Annotated in this window: 1 pseudogene; it reads right to left on the reverse strand. The window is 65.5% G+C overall.

What is annotated here, in order from left to right:
* Nucleotides 1–255 (reverse strand): annotated as a pseudogene (locus tag GQB03_RS22805) (sulfoacetaldehyde acetyltransferase); the annotation flags it as partial.

The following is a 255-nucleotide window of genomic DNA, read 5'->3' on the forward strand; positions in this document are numbered from 1 at the left end:
ACGAATCATTGTGCAGATAACTGTTCACCACCGGCGCACCCAGGCGCTCGGCCAGCGCCTTGCACTGCTCGACCGCATCGGCCATCACCACCCCGCCGCCCGAGATGATCACCGGGAACTTCGCCGTTGCCAGCAGCTCGGCCGCCGCCTGGAGGCTCTGCTCACCGCCCGCACCGCGATCGAGCCGCGCCGGCTTCGGAATCTCGCAGGTGATGTCACCGTAGAAATAATCGCGCGGAATGTTCAGCTGGGTCG

It is taken from the genome of Cognatazoarcus halotolerans, from assembly GCF_009800965.1.
Classification (GTDB): domain Bacteria; phylum Pseudomonadota; class Gammaproteobacteria; order Burkholderiales; family Rhodocyclaceae; genus Cognatazoarcus; species Cognatazoarcus halotolerans.